Raw genomic sequence first — 23704 nt, forward strand, 5'->3', positions numbered from 1 at the left:
CGACCTTTTATATTATTTCAACAGATTTACCTCATAAAGGTCCTTGCGCCTATCTTTCAAAATTTTCACAGTACCATACTCGTGCAAGTCTCTTAACGCATACAAGTCCACATCAGCTATTAAGACCATTTCAGTATTCGGGGTTGCTTCTGCCTTGATCGCATTATTTGGAAATGCAAAATCTGAAGGTGTAAATACGGCAGACTGCGAATACTGTATATCCATATTGTTGACACGCGGAAGATTACCTACCGAACCTGCTATCGCGACATAACATTCATTTTCGATCGCCCGTGCCTGCGCACAATGCCGTACACGCATATAGCCATTCTGTGTATCCGTCATAAAAGGAACAAAGAGAATCTGCATCCCCTGATCAGCCAATATACGACCCAACTCTGGAAACTCAACATCATAACAGATCAGAAGTCCTACTTTACCACAATCCGTATCAAAAACCTTTACCTCATTCCCCCCGACCATTCCATAATACTTAAATTCATTAGGCGTAATATGTACTTTACGAAATGAGTCCATTTTACCACTGCGGTGACAAAGATAAGACACATTGTAGAGTTTATTCCGTTCGTATAGCGGCATTGACCCGGCAATAATATTCACATTATAAGACACGGCAAACTGTTGTATCTTATTCGCTATCTCCTTCGTTTGTTCTGCCAACTTTTCCATAGCTAGACGCTCTGGAAGATCATTATAATAACGCATCAATGGAGTATTGAAAAACTCCGGAAATAAAGCAAAGTCAGCACCGTAATCACTCACCGCATCCACAAAAAACTCCACTTGATCATAAAATTCATTCAGATCAGTAAATAATCGCATCTGCCATTGAATCAAACCTAGACGGATCGTCTGCTTAGATGCTGAGTTAGAGCGCGCATCTGGCTCATAATAAATATTATTCCATTCCAGAAGCGTCGCAAATTCACGGGACTCACTATCCTCAGGCAGGTAATTCTTAAGAATTTTTTTAACATGAAAATCATTGGACAATTGAAAGGTCAATGTAGGATCATAAATCTCCTTACGCTTCACCTTTTCTATATATACACGAGGACTCATTTCTTCCGCATAATTATAGTAATTAGGTATACGTCCCCCAGCAATAATACTTTTCAGATTCAACTCTTCACACAACTCTTTTCTGGAATCATACAATCGCCTTCCCAAACGTAATGACCTATAATCAGGGTGTACAAATACTTCAATACCGTACAAAGTATCTCCTTCATAGTCATGCTTTGAGAACTTCCCATCATCAATGATCTCGTAATAACTGTCATAGATATTACTTTTCTTCGAGTCTAAAATGATAGATAGTGCACATGCCACCACATGTCCATTAACCTCAACACAAAGCTGCCCCTCAGGAAAAACATCGATCAGATCAATTATATTTTCACGGGTCCACACCTCTCCCACCCCGTGATAAGCCTCAGACATAGATTTTTTAAGATCATTATAATCCTTCTTTGATAACGATCTTACTTTAATATCCATCATATCTTAAATGTTAATAATTTCCAATATTAATACGTTCAAAAGTGATACCACTTATACCAAAAAGCGCCTTGTCCAGCTAGTATTATTTAAAAAACATAGCCAAACAAGACGCCGTATCCTCCCAAACAGAGTAGGATTAAGCTTCTCCTTTAGTACCTCCAAAGTTTAAAGGGAAGGGAACATCTTTCGAAGATATAGCCCCATTCTGTCCTTCAAAACGATTGACATTATCCTGTAAAGCACCCAATAAGCGTTTAGCATGCTCCGGTGTCAATATGATCCTCGACTTCACCTTAGCTTTCGGAATACCTGGCATTATACGCACGAAATCCAGGACAAATTCGGTGTTCGAGTGCGTTATAATTGCTAAGTTCGAATAAATACCCTCCGCGATTTCTTCACTCAACTCAATACTTATCTCATTATTATCGCCATTTGGCGTATTATTATCGTTATTCATTTTTTTATGTTTTTTATTGTTTAGGAGGTTAATATGCTACAACCCTATCACCTTATCACCTCGTAACTCTACTTCGTAAAACTTCTAAAATCCTGACCGTCAGTTATCGTTAACACCATTTCATAAATCAGACGGATCACATTATCCACATCTTCTTTATGGATCATCTCCACTGTAGTATGCATATAACGTAAAGGTAGCGATATCAATGCCGACGGCACCCCGCCATTAGAATAAGCAAATGCATCCGTATCCGTACCTGTATATCTTGACGAAGCTTGTCTTTGGAAAGGAATTTCATTTTTCTCAGCCACTTCTACCAGAAGGCGATTCAAATTAATCTGCACTGCAGGAGCATACGATACCACAGGCCCCTTACCACATGCCAAATCCCCCTGTGTAATCTTATTGATCATTGGAGTTTGCGTATCATGTGTCACATCTGTTACGATCGCTACATTAGGCTTGATATAATCGGCAATCATCTCCGCACCCCGTAAACCAATCTCTTCTTGAACCGAGTTTACAATATAGAGACCGAAAGGCAATTTCTTCTTATTCTCTTTCAACAAGCGCGCTACCTCTGCGATCATAAAACCACCAGCACGATTGTCCAATGCCCGACCTACATAATACCGGTCGTTAAGCACCATAAATTCATCTTCATAAGTCACCACAGAACCTACATGTATCCCTAGCGCCTCCACCTCTTCTTTTGATGTACATCCACAATCTAGAAAAATATTCTTCAATGTAGGTGCCTCTTCCTTTTCACCGGATCGTGTATGAATAGCCGGCCAACCGAAAACAGCTTTCACAATCCCTTTATCGGTATGGATATTTACGCGTTTAGATGGTGCGATCTGATGATCAGAACCACCATTACGAATCACATAGATCAAGCCATCTTTCGTAATGTAGTTCACAAACCAAGATATTTCATCTGCATGTGCTTCGATTACCACTTTGTACTTGGCCTTCGGATTTATGATTCCAACCGCTGTACCATAATTATCGATATAAGTTTCGTCAACATAAGGCTTTAGATAATCCAACCATAGGCGTTGTCCTGCCCATTCAAAACCGGTAGGTGAGGGATTATTTATATATTTCTCAAAAAACGTTAGCGACTCTTTGGTTACAACAGATTGATGTTTGACTTCTTTACTACTCTTCTTTGCCATATCTAATTACTTTGCTCCCAAATTAAAAATAATTATGCTAATCCAAAAATTCTATCCCAACAATTGGCGAATGCCAAGCATTTTATCTAAGTTTACTCCGCTAAAAATTACTATATGGATTTTATTTTTAATGCTATTCACTGGAATATAGATCAGGAATTATTTAAAATCGGCTCATTCGGGATCCGATATTATTCCCTTTGTTGGTTATTGGCCTTCGCTGTATCTTATATCTTAATGCTTAAAGTATACAAGCGAGAAGGTAGAACCCAAGAAGATCTAGACAAACTTAGCATCTATATCTTCTTAGGCACATTGATTGGAGCACGAGTCGGACATTGTCTATTCTATGAATTTGATGAGTATATCACCAAGCCCTGGATGATATTCCTTCCTTTCCAGGTAGACGCCAATGGTGGATGGCATTTTACAGGCTTTCAAGGTTTGGCCTCGCATGGGGCTGCAGTAGGAATACTTACTGCACTTTACTTGTATGCCAGAAAAACAAAAACTGGCTTTGTATGGATAGCAGACCGACTAGTCCTAGTCGTACCTCTAGCCGGAGCCTTCGTACGTTTAGGTAATTTTTTCAATTCCGAAATCGTTGGTAAACCAGCAGATGCGAACCTTCCTTGGGCCGTAATATTTGAAAATGCAGGTTTGAGACCTGCCGAATTAAACCTATTACCTAGGCATCCAGCTCAATTATACGAAGCTATTGGATACATCATTTTATTCTTTATCCTTTGGGCTATGTACCAAAAAAATAAAGATCCTAAACCAGGTTTGTTATTTGGTATTTTCCTCGTTATCTTATTTGGCATTCGTTTCGTAGTCGAATTTTACAAAGAAAACCAAGAAGAGTTTGAAGCAGGTATGCTATTCAATATGGGACAACTGCTTAGTATTCCATTTATCATAGCAGGTATATACCTGATTTTCAGAAAACCCAAAAACAATACCGTAAAATAATAATAAAAAGCCCCTTGCAAAACAAGGGGCTTTTATTTTGAATTAGACATGCACAAAAAAAACAACAAAGTAATCCTTCTCGTTTTAGGGCTCTTATCCGCGATAGGTCCATTCTCGATAGATATGTACCTTCCTGCTTTCGAAACCATAGCCCAGGATTTCGAGACATCCATTGATAAAGTTCAGTTTTCATTAACGGCTTTTTTTATCGGAATTGCGGTAGGTCAGATTATATACGGACCACTTCTAGATAGATTCGGAAGAAAGAAACCGTTGATTATCGGTCTCATCATATATATTATTACATCCGTACTCTGTGTGTTTACAAGAGATATCGAAAGTCTAATTCTTCTTCGCTTCCTACAAGCACTAGGCAGCTGTGCAGGAATGGTCGCATCGCGGGCAATGGTTCAAGATTATTACGAGCCCAGAGAAGCCGCCAGGGTATTTAGTTTACTGATGTTAGTAGTAGCCATATCACCCATACTCGCGCCTTCCGCAGGTGCTTTCCTAATGGAACACCTCGATTGGCACTATATATTCATCACACTCTGTGCTATTGGGACATTGATTATTATAGGTACTATTTTCTTCCTTCCGGAGAGCTACAGCGGAAATCCAGACTTTTCACTCCTTCCTCCAGCTATTATCCGGCAATATTGGAGTGTGTTTATCAATAGAACATTTATCAGTTATTGTTTAATTGGCTCCATCGCTTCCGCCGGGCTATATGCTTATTTGGCAGGATCCTCCTTCATTATACAAGAACTCTATGGGCTTTCAAAGAAAGAATATGGGTTAGTATTTGCCTTCGTAGCTTCTGCCCTGATCCTAGCCACGCAGCTGAATCGCTGGCTATTAAAACGGTGGACAATGTCTGAAATCAGTAGAGTTGCCAATATAGGCCAGGCTTTCGTAGGGTTGGCAATGCTTTTAACCCTCTGGACACACACCCTAGACCTACATATACTGATTGCATTAGTTTTTGGATACCTGTTATGTCAGGGGTTTATTTTCCCCAACACATCAGCCATGGCCCTCTCTCCTTTCAAAAATACCGCAGGCAGTGCATCAGCACTTCTCGGTTGTTTACAGATGGGATTAGGTGCTCTTTCATCAGGTATAGTAAGTTTCTTTCACAATGGGACCGAAACTCCTATGCTCCTTGTCATGTGTAGCTGTGCCTGTATTGCACTGCTTATACACCTTTTTGCAGTTCCCTCAGGCTCTCGATAGCCAATCGGTAACTATCTAAGCCAAATCCTAAGATAACACCCTTACAATTCTTAGATAGATAAGAGTGATGTCTAAAAGATTCGCGTTGATGTACGTTAGAAATATGCACCTCTACAACAGGTGCGTTGATGGCAGCTATTGCATCCCCTATAGCCACCGATGTATGGGTATAGGCTCCTGCATTAAGCACTACCCCATCAAATTCGAATCCCACTTCATGCAACTTATCAATCAGATTTCCTTCTGAGTTACTTTGAAAGTAATGCAAATCCAAGGTAGGATATTTCCCTTTCAACGTTTCAAAATAGGTTTCAAAAGACTGATCACCGTATATGCTTTTCTCCCTAACCCCTAAAAGGTTAAGATTTGGACCGTTCATTATTAATATCTTCTTCATACGTCAAAATAATTACTAAAGATATTAAATATCACCATAAAAACTACGGAACGACGAACGAAGTCCTATAGATATCACTCCAGATTTTTGAGTAGCCTGATCCTCTATCTTACGGTACCGCTGTGTATAGCCCAACTCAAACCGTAGGTTATACTTCGGGTTCAGTACATAAGAAGCCTTCGCATCTGCATAATACAGATTATTCTTCACCCCCTGCCCGATTTTATTTCCGTACATATTGGGTATGGTGGTATAAGACTGGAAGATATCACCGCCCATATTAGTACCATCAGCAGGATCTGTACCAAACAAGCTATACAACCCTTGTAAAGAAAAATCAAATCGTTTCCAAGAATAATTAGCAATTCCCACCAACTCCCTAAAGTTCGCACCTCGAGGGTGAGCCAAAGGTTCGCCGTGGTTACTATAGTTAGACGTCGAAGAAAAATGTTGATACGTATAAGGTCTAGCCAGATTGTATTCCCCAAGGAAATTTAGATTTTTAACACCAAAAGCATCAAACCCTCTTACCCCAATCTGCGCGCCCCACTTGTTGTGTGCGTAACCATTGTTTGCAAAAAACTCTTTAGCGGTAAATTCTCCTAGCAAGAATTGCCCATATACAGATACATTATTCAATACCTTATATTTCGCATTCAAGCCTAAAAACATTTTGTCCGGTGAAGAAGAGTTATTCGATTCCACAGGACGCAAAAAGATAACAGGATTGAGGTAATTAAAATCAAAACCACGGTGTCCACCTTCATTTTCATTAGCCCAGGTAATTGCTTGAAAAAAACCAACTGACAAGCGATTTGTAGCGTTATAATCTAAATACTGAAAAGCTCCCCACTTAATTCCATCTCCCAGTCGAGCACCGGGATTATTAGGATCTATCCTCGGATTCTTTTGATCCAGCATATATGCCCATACTGAAGTATACTGTACATTTCCGATAGTACCTCTTAATTTCAGATGCGTATAATTTGAAGAAAAATCAGACAACAACATCGAACGATAACCATCACCGATATGATTTTTATCATAAGCTATCGTTGTTTGAAAATAAGGACTAAAATCATAGGTAACACTCGCCGTTGCATACATCCAGTCCTTTACATTTTTTGATTGATTTTTCACTGTACCGTGGCCAGGCATTACACCATTAGCAAGAGCATAATCATCTATATACTTCGGGAACACACCCTGGTTCTCAAAAAAATTGGTATAGAAGGTAAGCTTATCTCCGATAGTCAAGCCTGCTTGAAAACCCCTTGTATTGAGCCAGGTAGTACGTTTATCGGCATCAATCAATTCCGATCCAATTTGAAAATCAGGAAGAAAATCCATGTAAAATGTATGGTCTTCTTTTTCAACCTGCACCAGATGTTCATTAAAGATTTTGCGCATAAACCAGTTGTCAGAAGTCGTGCTATTGGCCGATGCCAACGAATCCTTACGTTCCAAAAGTCTTCCTTTATATAAGAATGGTTTTGAAGCAGTATGTATCCGTGTATCCGGACTATACAAAATGTCGCTATATTTTTGAGTCTGTTGAAATGAATAGGGCAGATTACTTACCTGAGCTTTTAAGGCAATTGCCCCTCCCGACATAAATAAAGCCGCCAATACATACTTCGTAATATTTCTATTCATACTTCAAATCTTTAAAATGTTTGCATCCTATTATCAAAATCCATTCCCAAAACCCGAGGCAAAGGTAACTTTTTTTCTGAAAGTGCCTGTATTCAATGGTCATCAAGAACTTTCATGTCCGTTGGTGATCCAAAGGCATCATGAAAGTTTTTTCTGAAACACATTAAAAGTGTTCAATTTAATAGAACGATTACTGCTGTCACTCAAGCCGTGACGGGCTCATACTTTTTTCCGCAAAAAGTATACAAAAACTCGTCACTGTGCCGGCTTGCCACAGAGTCTTTCCATTCCTGCAATTGGCAACCCGACAAGGTGACATCTTTTACAAAGTAAAAGCAAGTAGCGAACAGCTATTTCGATAGCGGTATAAATAAAGACTAGTTAGATGCTAAGTTAAATCGATGATAATGACCTTGTAGCATATGGAGGCAAAGGCCGTGAAGCTACCAAGTATGCTACAGTGCATCTTACAGTGTCCAAGGATTTCCTGTCGAAGGGTAGGGACTGTGATAGGTGACCTTGGAAACCGCTGTGGTAGCTTAACGAGCCGTGATGAACATAGGGTACACAGTCTTGACTTTTCTGTCAGTTTGTGTCAAGACAAACTGACTAGGCCTGCACGGCTATGAGTGCATAAATTATTCCTTCTTTTAAAAATCACACATATCCATAAACACTCCATATTATATTCAACAAAAACATTTGATAAACCCCATTACACACCAACAAAAACTTAATGCTAAAACGTTTTTTGTTGTCATTTTAAACAATTAATTGCATCTTGCTTTCTAAAGTTGAATCCTAAAAACTACATAAATTATAATGAAGCGCAGAACCTTCCTCCAGCAAAGTGCCGTATTAGGAGCTAGTGTATTGGCCAGCAAACTATCTTTTGCTACTGAGGCAAATACATTTCCCAATGTACGAGTAGCTGCAGACAAAAGACATTTCAGTAGTCAGGTCATTGAAGATGTCATAAAAGAGTTCCAGAAAAACGTAAAAAATCCAGAACTCGGATGGTTGTTTAACAACTGTTTTCCAAACACATTGGACACCACCATATACGACGAATCCACAGCGAGTAAAAAACTCACTTATGTCATAACAGGTGATATCGACGCCATGTGGCTTCGAGATAGCAGTGCACAGGTATGTCCGTATATTCCTTTTATGAAAAAGGATCCCAAGCTCAAAAATCTTATATTGGGCTTAATCAACAAGCAGTCACAATGTATCAATATCGATCCATATGCCAATGCCTTTTACAACGATCCAACGAAAAAAGGAGAGTGGTTTTCAGATCATACGAAGATGAAACCCGGCATACATGAGCGCAAATGGGAGATAGACTCCTTATGCTACCCTATCCGATTGGCACACCGCTATTGGAAAGAGACTGGGGACACAACACCATTCGACGCAGAATGGGTAAAAGCACAAGAAAACACGTATCAAACTTTCGTCGAACAACAACGAAAAGAAAATTTGGGTCCGTATAATTTCTCGCGCACCACCTCTCGCGGTACGGATACATTACAGGTAGATGGCTGGGGATATCCGGTAAACCCTATTGGTTTGATATGTTCCAGTTTCCGACCTTCGGATGACTGTACGATATTCTTATTCTTGATACCATCCAATCTATTTGCTATTAAGAGTCTACGTCAATCCGCAGAGATTTTACGTAAAATCAACAATACAGAACTAGCAGGCAAAATGGAACGCCTGGCAAACGAAGTTGAGCAGGCTGTACAAAAATATGGAATCATCGATCACCCACAACACGGTCGTGTATATGCATTTGAGGTCGATGGTTTTGGAAGCTATATGATGATGGACGATGCCAACGTACCTTCCCTACTCGCATTACCTTATCTCGAATCGGTAGATGTCAACGACGAAGTGTATCAACGTACCAGAAACTACATATTGTCCAAAAACAACCCATTTTTCTTCAAAGGTACTGCAGCAGAAGGTGTTGGAGGTCCACATATCGGAAGAGATATGATCTGGCCTATGGCGATTACCATGCGTGCCTTTACATCCACCAATGACGAAGAAATACGCACTTGTATCAAGACATTGGCTGCTACGCACGGGGGTACAGGTTTTATGCATGAATCCTTCCATAAAGACGATCCAAAAAAATTCACCCGCCATTGGTTCGCTTGGGCAAATACCCTATTTGGCGAGCTCCTGTGGAAAACATATAAAGAAAAACCACATTTATTGGTTTAAAATAACGTTACATTTATTTTTTTTAAGGAGATTTGTACCAAGGATAAGGTACAAATCTCCTTATTTTTTATAGCATATGATTAGCGGACCTATTGGCATTTTTGATTCCGGCTACGGCGGACTAACAGTATTTAAAGAAATACAAAAACAATTACCTCAATATGATTACATATATCTAGGGGACAATGCCCGGGTACCTTATGGCACACGATCCTTCGAGGCAGTTTACGAATTCACCAAAGAATGTGTGTTCAAGCTATTCGATTTAGGTTGCAATTTGGTCATCTTGGCTTGTAATACCGCATCAGCAAAAGCACTACGTACCATTCAACAACACGATCTTCCTCCAGGCAAAAAAGTACTGGGAGTCATACGTCCTACCACCGAAGTCGTAGATCAATATACCAAGACCAACAAAGTAGGTATTCTAGCGACACAGGGAACCGTCCTTTCGGAGTCTTATAAAATAGAAATCCATAAATTTCATCCAGAGATCGAGGTATTTCAACATGCCTGTCCTTTTTGGGTTCCATTGGTCGAAAACAACGAAATTTACAGCGAAGGGGCAGACTATTTTGTACAGAAAGACATCGATACGATACTATCCCTATCCAAAGGAATCGACACCTTGGTACTAGCTTGCACACACTACCCTTTACTGCTTCCCATCATTGAAAAGTACATACCAAAAGGTATTACTGTGCTATCCCAAGGCGAACTGGTAGCGAAAAGCTTGGCCGACTATCTCGTAAGACATCCAGAAGTAGAGCAATCGTGTAGCAAAGGAAGCCAACTGACTTTTTATACAACAGATAGCGCTCAGGATTTTGAGCAGAAGGCGACCATTTTCTTTGGTCAGGAGATCCAGGCAGACCATATTAAAGTATAAAAAGCCTGCCTAGAAATAAATTTACATCTTGGCGTCCATCAATTTATCAGTCTTTGATCGTGGAGCACCCAATTTCATTTTGATAACAAATGCCCGTTTTGATTTAAATTGCTCAGGTAATAGTATATCATAATACGTATTATTGTCCTTATCCAGGCCGACATCCGAATGCTTAACCACTAAAGCCTTTTTATTACCCAATATCTCAGCTGCTACCGGCACCTCTTTTGCATTCTTTGGCACCGTGATACGGACAATATTATTTACCGGTCTGTTCATCACAGTAAGGTATAAATTTTCTCCTTTTTGCGTATAATAGCCTAGCTTTGAAAGAGGAAAATCTGCATGTCTAACACCGTATACCGCCTCCTCGTTAACTTTCATCCATTCGCCTAATTCTTTTGCTATCTTATCTTCACCAGGGTGCATATTTCCGTCTCCATCCGGTCCAAAATTCAACACAAAGTTTCCATTCATAGAGACAGAATGCATCAACATATCAATGATATCATCCGTGGTTTTCGTGTACAGTCCAGACCAGTCTTTCATGTATCCCCAACCGTTAGGCGGTATAGTCATAACCGCATCCCAATCGTTGCCATCCAACCACTCAAACTGCTGCGGCATTTTACGCTCCCAACCTTGCTCGTAATCGCCCAGTAACTTACCATTCGTATCAAAGTGTCTAGCTCCGTTTTCATCATTTCTAAAGCGGGATCCAATAATAAGTCCAGGATGTATTTCACGCATCTCTTTCTCTAAATTATAAGTGAATTCCGGTTCTGAGATCCATCCTCTATCCCAAGTTCCATCAAACCAGAATCCTTTCATCTTTGGATAGTTTTTTAATAGCTCTAACAGTTGATTTCGGGTGTATTTTAAGAATCGATCATTCTTCGCAATTTCCTCTGAGGTAACAGGCTTTTTATCTATATCATCAGGATTATTCCATTCTTGAACTGAAAAATAAAGATAAACGTCTATTCCTTCAGCCGTATATGCATCCACAACTTCTTTAACGATATCTTTTCCGTACGGAGATTTAGTAATATTATATTCCGAGTATTTCGTAGGCCACAAAGCAAATCCATCGTGATGTTTTGTCGTAAATATCATATATTTAGCCCCCATTGCTTTTGCTTGCTTGGCCCATTTCTTGGCATCAAAATCCTTCGCTGCAAATTGTTTGTACAGGTTGTCATAGGTGTTTTTCCAATCTTTTGGAGCCGTTGGCCCACCCCATACACGTATCCATTCGGAAGCTGGAGCCCCCTTTCTAGCACTTACCCCCTCCCACTCATTCCCTGGAATAGCATATACTCCCCAATGGATAAACTGACCTAGACCGTAATTCCGAAATGCTTCCATATTAGCATCCGTACGGTGCGCAGGGGTTATCGGCCCATATTTAAGTTGCACCTGCTGTGTGGGCTTTTCCTTAGGTCCTGTCCATTGTGCATTTACCATGCTACTTGCTAACATCAAGGACGTAGAAATTAGCAACGCTTTATTCAGTACTTTTATCATAAGTAAATAATTAATTCGTGAGGTTTTCAAAAATTTAAAGACCTACATGTTCATCTTTAGTAACCGATGGTTCGCCAACAGCCCTTTTGTATTTGGGATCATAGTTCCATTTGATTTCATCACCCACCGCTTTGCCATCAGATCTACCCTTAACTTCCGCAGTGATACGATTCTCACCCAATTCCAATTTGACGTTTTCAAATATATAATGAACCTCTGTCGTACCCATCTTATAGTTCTTCACTTCCTTTCCGTTCACTTTAAGTACAGGTACCCCTTGATTGGAATACACGGTTATAGGTGTAATTTCATTTCCTCTGTTCAGCACTCTTCGTTGTGTAATATATACTACAGGAGTTTTACTCCAATTGGCTTTATACCAATAAAACGCATCTTTTTTCACCTTTCTATCGAAGGTCACAATACCTTTATAGTTACGCGGATTGACATTCAAACCGGTAATTGGTGTAGCAAACTCAAATGTATTCCATAAGTAAGACCCTATTAAAGTTGGGGTTTTAGCAATTACGCCCCAATTGATCTCATGGAATCTCGTGGCAAAATCCTCCGGAAAGAACTCGGGTTTACTGAACTGGTTACCAAAATTACCCGTTACCTCCGCTTGATCTTCGATAACTGCCTCCGCTCCGTACTCCGAAAAGATCAATTTATAATCTTTAAATTCCTCAGAAATACGCTTTGCCCAAGTCTCCACATCATCATTTTTCTCCGATTGATTTTCTAGTTCTCCATTATACCAACCAAAATAATGATTTATCCCTTGTACGTCCGCATTGTTGTTTACGGCATGGTCCACTACGTTATAACCACTTACCTGAACAGTGTATCGGTCTGGATCTTCAGACTTCGCCAGATCATGGAGTTTTGTAGTCAGTTCCACCGTGTAGGTATTGGGAGTATACACTTCATTATGTAGTCCCCAGATATAAATCGATGGATGATTAAAATTCTGACGTATCAATTCTTTCATTTGCTGCAGCGCATTGTTTTCTTCATGGGTAGTAACTCGGTTTACAAAAGGAATCTCTGCCCATACAATCAGTCCTAGGCTATCACACTTGGCGTAAAAATATTCCGATTGCTGATAGTGAGCCAAACGGATACTTGTAGCACCCATTTCTTGAATGATGGCGAGATCTTCATCGTGATCGGCATTACTCAAGGCCGATCCCTTACCCAGTCGGTCCTGATGACGACATACACCATATAATGGATACTTGATGTCATTCAGAAAAAAACCCTTACTGGCTATCAGTTCAAACTTTCTGATCCCCAGTGGCTCTACTATTTCGTCAATTACCTGGTTATCCTTTTTAATCTGAGTTACAACTTTATACAAGTACGGGTCGTCCAAGCCCTGCCACAAGTGAGGATTCTTCACATTAATCTCATACTTTACTTCTTGTCTTCCCTGAGGCAATAGCGAGTAGGGACTTTTAAGTGCAGCCTTAACCGTACCATCCTTTTCATATATGGTTGTTACGACCTCTATCGGCTGTATTTTTCCAGTCTTGTTCTCCACCTTTACCTTAAAACCGATATCTGCATTTTTCTTGGAAACATTTTTCTGGGTGATATATACACCGGAAGATGCAAAATCCGACGTTGCTATGCTTACCGCATCCGTTACGATCAGCTCTACGGGACGATAGATTCCTCCATACATCGGAAACAATGTATGATTCACAGGGATGACCTGTGGAGTAGCCTCATTATTCACCTTGACCAACAATTCATTTTCCTGCCCGTATGAAATCATTTGGGTCAGCTCAAATACAAAGGCCGAATACCCCCCTTGATGACGACCTACAAATTGATAACTATTGGTAGCTGTCTGTTCCGTATAATTGATCGATCCTTTTTCTTGTTTTGCGGCGGGTACTTTGGTATTTAGATATACCTCCGTATTCGTATTCACCCCTTCAAACTTGATAAACACCCGCTTTCCTTTCCATGCAGCTGGCACGGCAAACGATTTGCGGTAATAGCTATCGCCTACATAAAAGCGTTCATTCTTACCCAAGCTTCCTACTTTGATAGTCGTCTCCTGCATATCTGTTGCATTCCAGGTATGTGGCACCTGCACCGTTTGCCATTTGCCTTGGAATACAGCACCAAATTGCATCACGTCATCGGTAAATGGCCCCTTTTTGAATGCCCAGTCCGAATTAAAAGGAATAACCTCTCGCGCAACAGACCATTGAAGCAAACAAAATAAAAACAAGCTCAGTAAGGAAGTAATTCTCATGTATAGATATTAATAATAATTAGATACAATATTGTTTAAAGGTTATTCTCAAATATAACGACTACGGCATGAAAGTTAAAACAACAAGACTCCCCTCGTCCCTATTTGACCGTTAAAACCGACAAAATACAGCTCTCAAATCCTGTAAAAACGAAACTATATCGTTTGAGTGAAATTCCTTAAAGTAACCAGAATGTTGCATTACTTAACAGGCACCGCAATATTCCACGAGGTTGTTCCCTTTTCGAATCCTCCTGGTCCATCCATTGTAGCAAAAAATATACAAACAGGCTTTCCCTTCTCAAAATATACAAATGGCCGCTCCAATTGACCCATTTTCTTTTCGGTACCATCCTCAAATTTCAGGAGGCGGGAATAAGCTTTTGGCTGTTTATCTAATACCCAATCAATGCCATTCTCGGAATGAAAAAGCACACCTGCATGATGTTCACCGGTAACACGGCTTCCCATATCTTTCATCAACAGATGTAATCCCCTTTCATCTTCCCAAAGGAATGGATCTTCAAATTCTGAATTAATAGAACCAAAATTCAATGGTAGGTCATCATTCAGAACAACAAATGGGTCATGTATTGACTTCGCATAGGCAATCCCAATCTTCTGCGTGGACTGATACGGAAATGTATTTCCATATCGACGTCCTTTAAAAACCACAAGTACTGATCCGTCTTTACGGACGAGCGGAGCTGGATTCGATGTCAAAAAGCTATAGAAGGTGTTGGGTTTTGTTGGCAAGACAGGAGTGTCCCGACGTGCCCATGGACCTTTGATGGATTTGGAGGTAGCAATTCCGATCCGCTTGTTGGCACGACCGACAGTGGCAAAAGCAGAGGTTAGCGTCAACTGATCCGGAGAATTAGGATCATCAAACGGATGGGTAGATCCCATATAGAATAGTACATATTCATCACCTACCTTGGTTATGCTCGGATTGTGCGTTGCCCTTCCATCCCAGTACTGGGCGCCCCGGGCCGGCAATACCACTTCTTGAAACTCGTACGGACCTTCAAGGGTTCTCGATGATGCACGCACCACCTCTGAGGAAACCATCCAAGAAGGATGAAAAGGATTTTTTTTCGGCCACCGTGACGCAAACATGTGATACAGTCCATCCTCACCTTTAATAACCGATCCACACCAGACCCAATAATCGTCCATCGAAAATCCGGCATCCATCTTTACAGGCCCCACTTTACCGACGAAAGGATTAGTTTGACAATGGCATACATTGTCCATCATAATCATAAAGATCAACGAAAGAAACACTATTTTTTTAATCATAATCGTATTTATATTTTAGTATCGACTTGGAGACAATTACCTCGTCTACATATCCCTAATCAGATATTACAATCTCAAAGTCAACCATTTACTCTGTCCTGCATACGGAGCGTGATTCAAATCAATTATACTATGCTTGGACAGCCCCTTTTTCTTAAATAATACCGACACAGATACTTTTTTATACGTTTGTGTGGGATCTGACACCTGTAAATTATATTGGCCGTCTCCCACTTTCTTAAGCATTATTATGGACGGAATATCCGTTTTGACACAAATAGTCTCATCGTCGTAATGGGCTGAGCTATCATAAAAAACCATTTGCCAAATGCCCAGTTTCATATTCTTTACAGCCTGCAGTTTCTCCGTATTATACACGATTCGGACTCCACTATCTTCCGCCAATTGCCGGATATTCGCTGTACTATCCACATTTGGCAGCAGTAGGTACGCATACGAATCAGCGTCTGCCTTAATACCATGTTGAACCCCCAGCTGAAATACCGATGCAGACTCTCTTTTTTCTCTTTGCTGAGACGAACGTATCGAGCGCCAATCTCCAGATCTTTTTTCAACACGTAAATCAACAGTTTGAGCCGACGGAAAAAAATAACCTACACGATTGTGCCATACACTTTCTATCTCGCCTACATATTTCTCACCTGTAAATTTGACCAACGATTCCTGATTTCCTCTCTTTTGGATAAAAACAGCTCCTTTCCCAAGCAAACACTGGTTTAATGTCGTGTTCACGGGCAAAGTAAGGTCACTTTTTATTCCTGCGCCCAGACAGACTATCTCGCGATCAAACATAAACCAGGATTTTTTATAGGAAGTCCCCAAATCGTTTTCAACAACGTATGCTGTCGCGCCATACAATGAATCTGAAACTCCTCCGGAAAAAGAAGACGTTCCTTTCCTATCACCCGTCCCCGGAGCTTTATTTTCGAGTAGAGGAATACTATCCGGCAGTGTAGTGCCGGGAAGTCTGGCCCAATTCCAAATTGGAAATATATTATAATATTCATTTCCTTCCAACTGTAGATTAGTCGTCCCTTGCGCCCCCCAATATCCCTTTAGGTTCTCCTGGTTACCAATCTCCTGTGAATAATTACGATTGGATACCGCATGAATAGAATAGGTATAATCAGGACGTTGGTGTACCGTATAGTCTGTTTTCCAATAATGACGGTGAGAAGGTGTTATACCAAACGAAGGTGCTTCTAAGCCCGATATCCTACGTCGAATTATTTTGTATTCCTCTCCTGCAGTAAGATCTAACGCGATCAACTTGTCTAGTATTTCAGAAAGATCTCTTTTAGTTGCATTAATCCGTGATATTCCTCTTCCTAGTATATTCCAATCCATAAATGGACCGCGCATTAAACCAAAAATAGACTCTTTTATAAAGTTTCGAAATAACACTAATTTTTCGCCTGTTAGTGCGTAGGGACTGTCTTTCATCATATAAGCGGTCTCCACTACACTCTGCATAAAATCAACGCCGTATGATCCGTTATAGAGGTAGCCGTAGTGCATATCATAGGACAAGTCGTGTTGGATTCCCTCCCCTGTAGTTCGTTCGATAGGAGCATAAACCTCTTTCACACCTATTTCCAACATATTCGTATCCTCCAATACAGCCCCCATCATAACCCATCCTTTGGCGATTTGTGCTTTATTGGCTCCGAAGTTATATTTATGATTAGGATTGTTTCTTCCCGGACTATTTAGCGCCGTGTCCACGCAAATAGCCTTTATTAGGTTACGTTCTACCTCTTTATCCAATCCTTCTGTCGAGAGTCGCATATTAATTAGACATTTGGTCAGGGATTGCGGTCGGGTTATTCCTTGTATATACCAATTATCACAATAAGGTAGCGGCTGCTGAGAGGTAAAAAAATGAAGACTGTTGTTAATTGCTTTATGCAGCTTTCCATCTTTGAAATACCTGCTTTTCGGGTGGGTATAAGCTAGCGTCATTAAACGCATTCGCTCCAGAACAGGCATCCAGCTGGGGTTAATGCGTTTATGGTCTTTATAATCAAATTCTGACCATTGACCTGTCACAACGTTCAACTCAGACAAATAGGTTCCAACATGCTGGTCTAACCCATCGACATTGTTAATGACTTTCTGTTGCTCATTGTATACTTCATTCAAAATCTGATTAAACAAAACGGTTTGATTGCTTTGCCCATAGCAAAAAAAGAATGTCGAAAACAGGAAAATTGAAGTTAAAATAAAACGTAGCACGTATAAACTAAAAAAGGAAAATAAGTTAAAGAGCGAAAGATGCCATCGTAATTGACACCTTTCGCTAATAAAACATATTCACTAAACGAACTAATTGTTAGGAACAGCTGAATTCTTTAGATAATACAGTCGGCTATCTCCGGAAACTGAAAAATACAATCTGCCTCTATAAGGATCGTACATTATACCATTGGGACTTCCGTCTACGTTCTTTGTTCCCAAGATAGTATTAGGCGAACCGACATATCCTACAGGATTTAGCGTACCCCATGAGCCATTTCCTGCTATCGTCTCAAAAGTAGAAGTGGTATTATTGGCATTTCCATCTACCAATACTTCTTTTGTAATCTTGTATTGTTTACCTTGATAATTTCCGTTAATATTAAAATAGATATCACCGTTTGGTGCAATAGCAAGATGGCGAATAGAATAGCCAGTTCGTACTGTATACATCTTTTTATTATCAATATCATATTTAACAATACCTGCAGGGCTCGTATGTGAAGCTATATACAAGTATTTATAATCTTTAGTCAATGCGACACCAAATCCAAAACCTGTTCCTGTCGCTAATGTACTTACTGTTCCTGTCGATAGATCAATTTTGCGGATACGCTGCCCCTGCCATTCAACTATCCATAGACAATTTCTCGATGCATCATAAACAGCATCACTAGGTCTATTAAATCTAGCATCGACTACAGATCCATCTGCTGTACCTGAAGCACTACCGTTTCCTGCATAAAGAGTCACAGTCGCTACATCTGTTTCTGGATTGATCACGACCTTTTTGACGCTATGACCATTCGTATTCTCTACGACATACATAGTATAATCATCCACCAAAGCTAATCCCCAACTGCTTGTAAAACCTGTCGCTAAAACTTTATGTCCTGAGCCATCAGATTTTATTCGTACCAACGTATTGTCCGTAGTCACGGCGTAGATATTCCCCTTACTATCTAGCTCCATTTCCTGTACACTAACTCCTTCATAGAAAGCAACCAATGTGTTTTCTGCTATAACCGATGATGGTGTCATATCCCAATAACGAGGAGTAGAGTCAAATAAATTTACCGGAATTGGTTGTTTCGCATTCGACTCTTCGACAATCACTGTTGTAGACACAAAAGGAAAAGCAGTCGCATTCGTTGCAGCTATTTTTATCTCGGATGGATAAATTATTCCAGGTAAATTTAACTCTCCATTAGCATTTAAAGTGGTAATTCGTGGTGTTGAAAAGTTCTCGTCTAATATTGATTTCGAAGAAATAGATACTTCCACGTTAGTCGCGATGGTATTCGTATAAAAATATTTAGCAACCAATTTTACATCAGCTTTTCCAAACTTAGCACGACTATGTAAGGTCAAATTCAAATCGTCTTTCGTCTGTAAAAATCCTTCGACAGCATCCATATCATAAGCGACCTCTTTTTCAGCAACAGCCACTTTATAACGGACTGGAAAGGCCACATCTTTGAAATAAACATTACCTTGCCCATCGGTTAAAAATGTGTCTACAGCAGAGTAACTCTCCAAACTCGACTCTCTTGTATACAAGGCAATACTCACACCTTCCATAGCTAATTCATTTTCATTCAACAGCTTTACACTAATATTTGAAGTACCAAATCTCGGATGACTATTCATTACAATTGGATAGTCTCTATGCTCCAGCACTTCCACAAATGTTGTATCAGCGTGATAACGACCGGTATCTCTTACAACTAAACGTACCTTATTTGGAAAAGGAACGCTATAGGAAAACTTACCTTCTACATCCGTACTTACCGTATCTACAAACGTATTGCTTCCATCCTTTTTAGTTTGTCTCTCAAAAAGAATTTTGATTCCCTTTAAAGGCTGGTTATTATCATCATTGATTAACTGGCCAGTTATAGTCCCTTTCTCCGATTCTGGCACTTCCGTATTTTGGTTCCATAGTCCTTCTTTTGCACAGGCAAAAATCAAAAGACCGACAAAACCAAATATGATATATTGATATATTCTTTTCATAATTACTAGTCTTTACAATTGATCCTATTTACCGATAAATTCCTTTTCATAAGCATCCAAGAACACTTTACCTTCTAGTCCCCAAGAATCAGCAGTTTTCACATTCAACCAGTAAAAGATTTGTGGAAGGATGTCAACGGCATTCAGCAAAATTTGAGTATTTGTAGCTTTATCCTCAACCTGCACATTACAAAAATTAGCAGGAAGAATAGACCATAAAGGGCTACGTTCAAATACAAAGTCAGCGCTTCCAACAACATCTTTTAACAAATCTCCACTGCCCTCCCTAACCGGCCAATAGGCGATTAACTTATCATAATACTCATCTCCAGCCTTAGTTCCCCCCTTACAGAATGTATTCACAATATAGTCATCAGGAAGTGCAGCTTTATAAATACGGATATCGGAAACGTCAAAATTTGCGGTATTACCACTTTGCCAACTTTTCATCCCTCCTAGAATCAGAGGTTCGTTATTCTGCAAATTTCGACCTGTTATTTCCATAGCGGTGGTTGGAGTACTACCATTTGTAAAATTTTTCGCATATCGTTTTCCGTCTTTCTCGAAAATTTTCATCGTAATGGTCGTCCATTCTTGAAGCCTTACAGGTGCACTACCTAACTGTGATACAGGAGCAGCGCTTTGATGTCCAATAATAGGCCTCCAATTAGGCCCTCCAACGGGATCGTGAAACATAAAGGCCCAACCTGGATTACTTCCTGTATTTTCTGTAGTACCTTTTTTCCCGAAGAAACCTGGCCATACCCCACCTCTGTCTTTTAAGTTTATTTTAAGTTGTACCGTATACTCTCCCGTTGTACCAAAATTAAAAACAGTCGCTTTATCAGCAGGAACAAGTGCTCTGATGGGAGTTCCCCAAGGCCCGCCCAATTGAACAAACTGTCCTAAATTCTCAACAACAAATTCCTGCTTTACAAAATTAGCGTTATAAAAAATAAGAGGGACTTTACGTTCTTCAAAAGTAGCCCCACCATAGCTTCTATCAATACCTCCATGATTTGACGTAACAATGATCAACCAATCTTCCTTTTCACTCCGCTTTCTTGCCGAAACAGCATTCAAAATTTCACCTACGTATCCATCAATCTGATCCAAAGCCGCTTTATATGCAGCATTGTTCAAAGAAAACCCACCACTTTTACCCGCTTCGTTAACATCTCTGAAATTGATTACCGAGAATGCTAGATTATCCTCTCCGTTCTTAATTCGATCTACAGCCTTGGTTTTTACCGCCTCATCCGAAGCAACGACTCCGTTCTCGTCCGATAAGTTAAATAGGTATTGATCCAACTCATTCCAAGAACTTACCGATAGTGTCTTCAGTGAGCGGCCTGTTTCTAACAGCCGCTGATATACTGAAATATATCCTGTAGATGTTCCGTTGCCTTCGTGGCCGTGTATATCGTCGTCGTCACCGTCTTCACCAGCAATAAAACTATTGCCTGTTACACCATGCTTAGAACTCCCCTTTCCACTTAATAGGGTTGTCCATGAAGCAGCATCATGCGTATTCGCATCTGCTATTCCTTCATAGGTATATTTAGCGTTCGCTAACATCTTCGTCATATTAGCCGGTGTATATTTTTTCAATTCCAAACCAGCTAAACCATCAATCGATATCAACAATACTTTTCTGTCTCTGCTCAGATTCTGCCCCGGATCAGGTTCAAATACCAGAGGGGGATCATAGTATTGTTTACATGAGTTCAGACCACATAGGCTGGTGAACAATACAATCAGACATATTTTAAATTTTGCGTTCATAATTTCTTAATTAAGGTTTTAAAATATCAACTTCCGCTAAGTTCATAAAAGCCTTGCCTGCTTGACCGTTTAAAAATAATACTCGGATATATTTCGTATTTATGCTCTGCGGTAGTCTGAATTCCGCTGTAGCACCATTTCCGGTAACCATAACAAACGTGTTAGACACATCTGTAAAATTAATCCCGTCTGTACTGGATTGAATTTTAAAATTCTTTGGAGCATCAGCAGCATTATTATGTCTGTTATATAATTTAACACCAGCGATATCTATGGAAGAAGTAAAGGTCAGTGTAAAAAAGTGTGGCCAAGGCAGAATAGTTCCTGAATAAGGAGTATGCCAAAATGTGTTAGGATCGTTATCGATAAGCGCTGCCGCTCCTCCACCGTCTCCAACGTGATTTGAACTCACCGACACTTGCCAGAAATCTTTATTATATGGAGATCCATCGTAAGGCTCATTTCCCCCAGTTTTGGTAACAGGGTTATAATTCCACACCTTACGATCCAACAAAGGCAGTCCTTTTTCTTCTGCAATATATTTTTTTGAGACAGCACTTGGATAGATTCCCCAACCAGTTTTTAAATAAGGCTCCATATCTATTCCTGTAAACTCAGATAATGCTTCATAAAAGAAATCTATCTTTGACTGATCGTTGATGGACGTAAATCGCGCCTCTCTGCCACGTTTATAGATATAAGTCATAAAATCATAACCATATTTCTCCAAAATCTGTGCCCACATCATCAAACGAATATCATGAGCCTGACTTTTGTACTTATTATCAACCACATCCATGCTTGCCCAATTTGTTGAATCTTTTCCTGTTCCACGGTTTTTTGCTGCAGCAATATAAGGAACCGCCTTACTCCATACTTCTGCAATCTTATAATTCTGCTTGCCGTGGAGCATAGACACTTTAAAGCTAAATAAGTTATTGGTCACCTCACCATTCCCCGCAAAACTCCAGGTTGATCCCATCTGCATATTATGTCCCAATTCGTGGTATGTACCCCAGTTGGCATATTTTACAGCCTCTACATCGGATGCTTGTCTGAAATAGTTATCTGTATTCCCTGCACGGACCGGATAGCCAGAAACCTGAGCTACCCCTGGCTTAAACAATACGTCGTGTACAATACGCCACTTATTAAACGGAGCTCGATGTCTTATATCTGGATTTCCTTCCGTCATTCCCGTCCAATCCCAATAAGCTTCCCGAATCGACTGATCCCAAGTCTCCATCAGTACAGTAGGGTCTGGAATAGGAAAACGCTTTAGTTTTTCCGTTTGAACGGTGAATACCACACGTTTACCTTCTAATTCGAACCAAGGCACAGTCGACTTCTCCACCATAGCTTTCCATTCCTCGTTCGTTGTTACTCCCAGTTTGAAGCTCGGCGCTTTGGCCACGCCAGAAAAGCGCAAGTCTACCACGCGTCCTAATGGCCGAGATGGAATAATATAGACTAAACCGCCATACAGATTGCGCATATAGTTCTTACCTGGAAATAGCACTTGCTGATTATAGATCGTAAGATCCCGCTGTGGAAATTCGATACCATCTGCACTCGTTGCTACATGAGCACCAATTTGAGCCGCCAATCCATAGACCCCCATAGGTACATCGATAACAATCAGCTCACCTGCAGGCGCATACACCCCGGTACTCTGCCATGCGCCTGGAGCAACAGAAATCCGTAAATCAGAAGAACGGATCTCCTCGTAGTTCAAATCGACGGGGACTACGAAATTCTCTAGTCTAGGTTCTTTATCCCCTACCAACCCTGGGAATAACCGAGCTTGTGTATATTTAGAATAGTCTATTTTAAAGCGATTGGTATCCACATTCACGGATACGGTATCCTCATACTCACCGGAGTTATAACCATTTTCAAAATCATATCCATATTCCTTTGAACAGGAAGCCATTCCTCCGGCAAGACCTAAGGTCAAAGAAGACAGCAAAATTACTCGTTTTATATTCATCGT

The 23704-nt window shown here is 40.3% G+C and carries 16 protein-coding genes; 4 read left to right on the top strand and 12 right to left on the bottom strand.

Annotated elements, in window-relative coordinates:
• Nucleotides 1–12 precede the first annotated feature (12 nt).
• The 3 genes from B5X76_RS05510 to B5X76_RS05520 all read right to left on the bottom strand — a co-directional run bounded on the left by B5X76_RS05510 (nucleotide 13) and on the right by B5X76_RS05520 (nucleotide 3168).
• Nucleotides 13–1521, bottom strand: a complete 1509-nt coding sequence (locus B5X76_RS05510; protein ID WP_079642271.1) for a bifunctional GNAT family N-acetyltransferase/carbon-nitrogen hydrolase family protein — start codon at nucleotides 1519–1521, stop codon at nucleotides 13–15.
• A 139-nt stretch (nucleotides 1522–1660) separates the two neighbouring features.
• Nucleotides 1661–1984 carry a DUF3467 domain-containing protein gene (locus B5X76_RS05515; protein WP_079642008.1) on the bottom strand — a complete coding sequence of 108 codons (324 nt, stop codon included), beginning with the start codon at nucleotides 1982–1984 and terminating at the stop codon, nucleotides 1661–1663.
• Nucleotides 1985–2052: 68 nt separating this feature from the next.
• Complete coding sequence (locus tag B5X76_RS05520) at nucleotides 2053–3168, bottom strand: M42 family metallopeptidase (RefSeq protein WP_079642010.1); 1116 nt, start codon at nucleotides 3166–3168, stop codon at nucleotides 2053–2055.
• Between the two features lie 114 nt (nucleotides 3169–3282).
• Here B5X76_RS05520 and lgt point away from each other — a divergent pair, with 114 nt between their 5' ends.
• Nucleotides 3283–4140, top strand: coding sequence for a prolipoprotein diacylglyceryl transferase (gene lgt / locus B5X76_RS05525; protein WP_079642011.1), 858 nt, complete (start codon nucleotides 3283–3285; stop codon nucleotides 4138–4140).
• 48 nt (nucleotides 4141–4188) lie between these two features.
• Nucleotides 4189–5376 (top strand): multidrug effflux MFS transporter, encoded by a 1188-nt coding sequence (locus B5X76_RS05530; protein ID WP_079642013.1) that lies wholly within the window; start codon nucleotides 4189–4191, stop codon nucleotides 5374–5376.
• Here the strand turns inward: B5X76_RS05530 and aroQ are convergent.
• Nucleotides 5339–5773 carry a type II 3-dehydroquinate dehydratase gene (gene aroQ, locus B5X76_RS05535; protein ID WP_079642015.1) on the bottom strand — a complete coding sequence of 145 codons (435 nt, stop codon included), beginning with the start codon at nucleotides 5771–5773 and terminating at the stop codon, nucleotides 5339–5341. The two genes, B5X76_RS05530 and aroQ, sit on opposite strands and share 38 nt — an antisense overlap.
• 24 nt (nucleotides 5774–5797) lie before the next feature.
• Nucleotides 5798–7429, bottom strand: coding sequence for a gliding motility protein RemB (locus tag B5X76_RS05540; RefSeq protein ID WP_245800953.1), 1632 nt, complete (start codon nucleotides 7427–7429; stop codon nucleotides 5798–5800).
• Nucleotides 7430–8251: 822 nt separating this feature from the next.
• Here B5X76_RS05540 and B5X76_RS05545 point away from each other — a divergent pair.
• Both B5X76_RS05545 and murI read left to right on the top strand, forming a co-directional pair.
• Nucleotides 8252–9667: a glycoside hydrolase family 125 protein gene (locus tag B5X76_RS05545; RefSeq protein WP_079642016.1), complete on the top strand. Its 1416-nt coding sequence runs from the start codon at nucleotides 8252–8254 to the stop codon at nucleotides 9665–9667.
• 76 nt (nucleotides 9668–9743) lie between these two features.
• Nucleotides 9744–10556, top strand: coding sequence for a glutamate racemase (gene murI / locus B5X76_RS05550; RefSeq protein WP_079642018.1), 813 nt, complete (start codon nucleotides 9744–9746; stop codon nucleotides 10554–10556).
• A 21-nt stretch (nucleotides 10557–10577) separates the two neighbouring features.
• Here murI and B5X76_RS05555 read toward each other — a convergent pair whose 3' ends face one another.
• The 7 genes from B5X76_RS05555 to B5X76_RS05585 all read right to left on the bottom strand — a co-directional run bounded on the left by B5X76_RS05555 (nucleotide 10578) and on the right by B5X76_RS05585 (nucleotide 23701).
• Nucleotides 10578–12083 carry an alpha-L-fucosidase gene (locus tag B5X76_RS05555; RefSeq protein ID WP_139375214.1) on the bottom strand — a complete coding sequence of 502 codons (1506 nt, stop codon included), beginning with the start codon at nucleotides 12081–12083 and terminating at the stop codon, nucleotides 10578–10580.
• 34 nt (nucleotides 12084–12117) lie between these two features.
• A complete protein-coding gene (locus B5X76_RS05560) occupies nucleotides 12118–14352 on the bottom strand; it encodes a glycoside hydrolase family 2 protein (protein ID WP_079642020.1) in 2235 nt (744 codons plus the stop codon).
• A gap of 201 nt (nucleotides 14353–14553) precedes the next feature.
• The gene (locus B5X76_RS05565) at nucleotides 14554–15654 is read right to left on the bottom strand and encodes a glycoside hydrolase family protein (RefSeq protein WP_245800955.1); all 1101 of its coding nucleotides are present in this window, start codon (nucleotides 15652–15654) and stop codon (nucleotides 14554–14556) included.
• A gap of 66 nt (nucleotides 15655–15720) precedes the next feature.
• Nucleotides 15721–17817, bottom strand: coding sequence for a polysaccharide lyase family 8 super-sandwich domain-containing protein (locus B5X76_RS05570; protein ID WP_139375215.1), 2097 nt, complete (start codon nucleotides 17815–17817; stop codon nucleotides 15721–15723).
• Nucleotides 17818–18000: 183 nt separating this feature from the next.
• Nucleotides 18001–19926, bottom strand: a complete 1926-nt coding sequence (locus tag B5X76_RS05575; RefSeq protein WP_079642023.1) for an NHL repeat-containing protein — start codon at nucleotides 19924–19926, stop codon at nucleotides 18001–18003.
• Nucleotides 19927–19950: 24 nt separating this feature from the next.
• Nucleotides 19951–21711: an alkaline phosphatase family protein gene (locus B5X76_RS05580; RefSeq protein ID WP_079642024.1), complete on the bottom strand. Its 1761-nt coding sequence runs from the start codon at nucleotides 21709–21711 to the stop codon at nucleotides 19951–19953.
• A gap of 10 nt (nucleotides 21712–21721) precedes the next feature.
• The gene (locus B5X76_RS05585) at nucleotides 21722–23701 is read right to left on the bottom strand and encodes a M60 family metallopeptidase (protein WP_245800957.1); all 1980 of its coding nucleotides are present in this window, start codon (nucleotides 23699–23701) and stop codon (nucleotides 21722–21724) included.
• Nucleotides 23702–23704: the final 3 nt, after the last annotated feature.

The organism is Sphingobacterium nematocida, assembly GCF_900168125.1.
Taxonomy (GTDB): Bacteria; Bacteroidota; Bacteroidia; order Sphingobacteriales; family Sphingobacteriaceae; genus Sphingobacterium; species Sphingobacterium nematocida.

What these genes read in the sequence shown, in the direction of transcription:
- lgt (WP_079642011.1), top strand. Translation starts at nt 3,283, where the DNA reads ATGGATTTTATTTTTAATGCTATTCACTGGAATATAGATCAGGAATTA.
- B5X76_RS05520 (WP_079642010.1), bottom strand. Translation starts at nt 3,168, where the DNA reads ATGGCAAAGAAGAGTAGTAAAGAAGTCAAACATCAATCTGTTGTAACC.
- aroQ (WP_079642015.1), bottom strand. Translation starts at nt 5,773, where the DNA reads ATGAAGAAGATATTAATAATGAACGGTCCAAATCTTAACCTTTTAGGG.
- B5X76_RS05565 (WP_245800955.1), bottom strand. Translation starts at nt 15,654, where the DNA reads ATGATTAAAAAAATAGTGTTTCTTTCGTTGATCTTTATGATTATGATG.
- B5X76_RS05515 (WP_079642008.1), bottom strand. Translation starts at nt 1,984, where the DNA reads ATGAATAACGATAATAATACGCCAAATGGCGATAATAATGAGATAAGT.
- B5X76_RS05545 (WP_079642016.1), top strand. Translation starts at nt 8,252, where the DNA reads ATGAAGCGCAGAACCTTCCTCCAGCAAAGTGCCGTATTAGGAGCTAGT.
- B5X76_RS05575 (WP_079642023.1), bottom strand. Translation starts at nt 19,926, where the DNA reads ATGAAAAGAATATATCAATATATCATATTTGGTTTTGTCGGTCTTTTG.
- B5X76_RS05510 (WP_079642271.1), bottom strand. Translation starts at nt 1,521, where the DNA reads ATGGATATTAAAGTAAGATCGTTATCAAAGAAGGATTATAATGATCTT.
- B5X76_RS05560 (WP_079642020.1), bottom strand. Translation starts at nt 14,352, where the DNA reads ATGAGAATTACTTCCTTACTGAGCTTGTTTTTATTTTGTTTGCTTCAA.
- murI (WP_079642018.1), top strand. Translation starts at nt 9,744, where the DNA reads ATGATTAGCGGACCTATTGGCATTTTTGATTCCGGCTACGGCGGACTA.
- B5X76_RS05555 (WP_139375214.1), bottom strand. Translation starts at nt 12,083, where the DNA reads ATGATAAAAGTACTGAATAAAGCGTTGCTAATTTCTACGTCCTTGATG.
- B5X76_RS05580 (WP_079642024.1), bottom strand. Translation starts at nt 21,711, where the DNA reads ATGAACGCAAAATTTAAAATATGTCTGATTGTATTGTTCACCAGCCTA.
- B5X76_RS05540 (WP_245800953.1), bottom strand. Translation starts at nt 7,429, where the DNA reads ATGAATAGAAATATTACGAAGTATGTATTGGCGGCTTTATTTATGTCG.
- B5X76_RS05585 (WP_245800957.1), bottom strand. Translation starts at nt 23,701, where the DNA reads ATGAATATAAAACGAGTAATTTTGCTGTCTTCTTTGACCTTAGGTCTT.
- B5X76_RS05530 (WP_079642013.1), top strand. Translation starts at nt 4,189, where the DNA reads ATGCACAAAAAAAACAACAAAGTAATCCTTCTCGTTTTAGGGCTCTTA.